Below are 3,438 nucleotides of genomic sequence, written 5' to 3' on the forward strand. Positions count from 1 at the left end.
GGTCACAAGCTGCCGTGTCGCGAAGTAGAGAGCGAACGTCGCCGCGATAAGCAACCACTCGCCGAGCTTGACGCCGAAAAATCCCTCATGGTCGGGGGAATAGAATGCTGGCAACCCGACGAAGAGCCAAAACGTGAAGAGCGCGAGCCCCCAGAGCGCGAATGATACATCCCCAGAGCCGCGCATCTTTATAGCTCGTGTTGCTGACGCGGCGTTAGCCGGAACATCGCTGCAATAGACCACTGGCCGCCGCACAGCGCAACGTCATACTTCGGCCTTGCGCGTGCCGCTGGCTTCGCTAGAAGCTCGTGTGAACCAGCTCCTCCCGGCTATCGTCTTTTGGACTGACACTGGTCACGCGCAATGACCGCGACGTCGCCGGTCTGGGCGCGACAGTGTTCAACCCGTTCAAGGGCGCCCGACAGGGCCATTGTGCGCAACATGCGCGGCGTTCGGGTCGAGCGGCACATCACGGCGTGGGAGTCTCCTCATCGCATTGCTGTGTGGTGGCGACAAGCGCGCTCAGGCCAAGGACATCGCCTTGGCTCTCGAACTGGCGAAGGAGTTATGAAATGACAATCGAGACTCGGTCGTTCGGTCCCGCCGCCTGCCTGGACAGTCCCGAAGCGATGCTTGCCTATCTCGATGGCGCCTTCGCGGATGGCGACGCCGGCGAGATCGCCGATGCCCTGGGCGTGGTGGCCCACGCTCGCGGCATGTCCCAACTCGCCGAGGCAACCGGTTTGACCCGACAGGCGCTCTACAAGGCGCTGAGCAGCGACGGCAACCCGGAGTTCGCCACCGTCCTGAGACGGCAACCCGGAGTTCGCCACCGTCCTGAAGGTCATCCGGGCGCTCGGCTTCCGTCGCCATGCTGGACCCGCCTCCGCCGCTTGACGATCCTCCCCGACTTCCGCCTGAAGCAAGACCAGACGCCGCTTTCTGCCACGCGGCAGAAGGCGTGGCGATGTCGTCGCCACGGTTGCGACAGCGTGCAATCGATTGAACCCGGCGGGGCACGAACGATGATGATGAGCTCGTAGGGCGGGTTGGAGGCGAAGCCGTAACCCGCCTCTTCACTATCCGCGAATGACGAAACACGATTTACAAAATCTCGCCTGGCCCGCATCACCTATCGTTTGGATGGATGGCGGGTTACGCCTTCGGCTCCAACCCGCCCTACGCCCTACGCGCTGGTCGGGCGATCCCGTTGATGTCCGTTGATCGGACTACTTCCGAAGCGGCCGGCCGGCGATTGGAACGACGGGAGACAGCCCTGAACGGACGTCGGTCGCCCCGAAAAGCGCGACGACATCCGAATGTCTTTATTGCCTGGGCATTCGCATATCGGGTGCGCTCTTGCTGGCAACTTTCTGAAAACCTTGAGTCATCGCTTTTTGGCCCGCTTTGTTTTTTTGGGGGCCATTGAATTGCCGGGTGTTTGGCGCGCAGCTTGCACTTTCAGCCTAGAGATTTGCGTCGCGTCCAAATGAAATTTCTTTAGCACAATATCGTCGGTTTCACCGAAGCGGCCGAGCAAATCGTCGTAGACGGCAATGGCCTCCTTGCCGCGGCCGAGCTGTCCGAGCCTGACCCCCTTGTTGACGAGCGCGCTGGCGACCTGTTCGCGCAGGGAAAGCTCCGACGCGGTGCCGAAGCGGACGAGCACATCGTCGTAGACGGCGATTTCATCCTCGCTGCGGCCGAGCCGTCCGAGCCTGACCCCCTTGTTGACGAGCGCGCTGGCGACCTGTTCGCGCAGGGGCAGCTCCGACGCGGTGCCGAAGCGGGCGAGCACATCGTCGTAGACGGCGATTTCATCCTCGCTGCGGCCGAGCTGTCCGAGCGTGACCCCCTTGTTGACGAATGCCCTGACCTGCCAGGTCAGTCGGTCTGCGTCAGTCGAGCACTTGAAGCGCTCGCCGATTTCCGTGAACGATGCGATCGCCTCGGTAAGCCTGTTCAAATTGAACTGTGCCCGACCCAGTGAATTCCTGGCGTCAGCCCAGTCAATATCGGAGGTAGCCGTCGCACATGCTTGTTCCGCGCAGAACAAAGCACCCGTATAGTCGCTCGCTTGGTCGGGTTTGGCACCAAGTAGTTCTTTCGCTCGGGCGATCCAATAATCAAAACCTGGGGCCGCGGGCGCGGGCGCAGAAGACGTCACCCCGGGGTCTAGGGCAGGCGAGGAGACGGCATTGGCGGCGCCTAAGGTGGGGCCTTTCGAAACCCCTTCATGGTCCCGTAGCCATTTCGCCAGAGACCTTTCCAACCCGCTGCAAAATTGCTCGATCTCGCCATAAGATAGGAAAAGGTGCCTCTTCCCGGCTTCGATCCGGCTCTTGAAGTCTAACACTTTTCTCAGTTGTTCTCCCGGGTCGCGCATCTGCCGAGGATCGACTCGCTTGAAAAAGAGCGCCATGTTCCGAATGGTTTTTGCGTCGTAGAGTTGTTCGGCGAGCGTCCACTCTTCTTCGGTTCCGGAAGTATGTCCGCCGCCTGTTGGCGAGCCCCAACGGTCGTGCAGCACGAAAATCGCGTAATCGCACTGCGCGAGGTCCTCATTGATAATCGCCTGTGGCCGGCCAACCCCGGCAATGGTGTCCTCCCAGCCGACCGGATGGAAGATGACTCCGCGGGGCTCGGCGTCGCGCTCGGTATATTTTGCGAGGGTGTCGCGAAACTGCTGCCGCTCCGCCTCCAGGCCTCCTGGCGAGCCAATGAATACACGGTATTGCGTAAGTGATTTCGGCATGGCTCGTCGAACGGTCCGGCGACGGTCACAACTAAAAGCTGCAGTCTATCGGTAACGACGTCCAAGGCAATAGTGATCGCCGCGGGCCCCACGAAATTTGAGCCAAGGCTGCGCGTCAGCAGCATTCCACGCTCGTGCATGCGGCGGCATGATGGCGCGGTGGCAATCCATCATCAGGAAGCGCGCCAGGGCTCGAATCTGGGACCGTCGATTAAGAGCCGGCTGCTCGGCAGGCGAGCTGGCCCGCAGCGAAAGGGGTCGTCATTCACGACTTAAATCGGTCCGGCTCATCATGTCCGCAATTCGCCGGAAGCTGACTGGTCGGGCAGGGCTGCTGATGTCTGTTGATCGGGGCAGGCCGGAAGTGTCTGGAATACAGTCGAAACTGCGTGATCAAATCTTCCCGGACATTCAGAAGGTCGGGCGGGAGTGGAAGCGCTTCGCGATCCGTCCTGGACTCACGCCTTGGCGGCGTTCTGTGCAGCCTCGAATACGTCGCGTGCGGACGTCGTACCCGCGACGTGCTCCGTGTCCCCGGCTCCGAGGTCCATCCATCCCGCGTTCACGGCCTCAAACATGTCTTCGGCGGGTCCGGTGTGGCCCTTCGGGATGCCGAACTGCTCGAACGCTTCTGCCCACCCGGCGCGCGGGACTGCAAAGGCCTTCACCTCGAGATTCAGGAC

The 3,438-nt window shown here is 61.5% G+C and carries 2 protein-coding genes and 1 pseudogene; 1 reads left to right on the top strand and 2 read right to left on the bottom strand.

Translation table 11 applies throughout. The features are described 5' to 3' along the window. Positions 1-629: 629 nt before the first annotated feature. A complete protein-coding gene (locus tag WCB02_RS20205; RefSeq protein WP_423960782.1) occupies positions 630-1,043 on the top strand; it encodes an addiction module antidote protein in 414 nt (137 codons plus the stop codon). Between the two features lie 344 nt (positions 1,044-1,387). On the opposite strand, the gene WCB02_RS20210 is transcribed toward WCB02_RS20205, so the two are convergent. Continuing rightward, positions 1,388-2,755 carry a DUF4062 domain-containing protein gene (locus tag WCB02_RS20210; RefSeq protein ID WP_423960783.1) on the bottom strand — a complete coding sequence of 456 codons (1,368 nt, stop codon included), beginning with the start codon at positions 2,753-2,755 and terminating at the stop codon, positions 1,388-1,390. 458 nt (positions 2,756-3,213) lie between these two features. Further along, positions 3,214-3,438, bottom strand: a pseudogene (locus WCB02_RS20215) (nucleoside-diphosphate sugar epimerase); the annotation flags it as partial.

This window comes from Bradyrhizobium sp., from assembly GCF_049581145.1.
Taxonomy (GTDB): Bacteria; Pseudomonadota; Alphaproteobacteria; order Rhizobiales; family Xanthobacteraceae; genus Bradyrhizobium.

What these genes read in the sequence shown, in the direction of transcription:
- WCB02_RS20205 (WP_423960782.1), top strand. Translation starts at nt 630, where the DNA reads ATGCTTGCCTATCTCGATGGCGCCTTCGCGGATGGCGACGCCGGCGAG.
- WCB02_RS20210 (WP_423960783.1), bottom strand. Translation starts at nt 2,755, where the DNA reads ATGCCGAAATCACTTACGCAATACCGTGTATTCATTGGCTCGCCAGGA.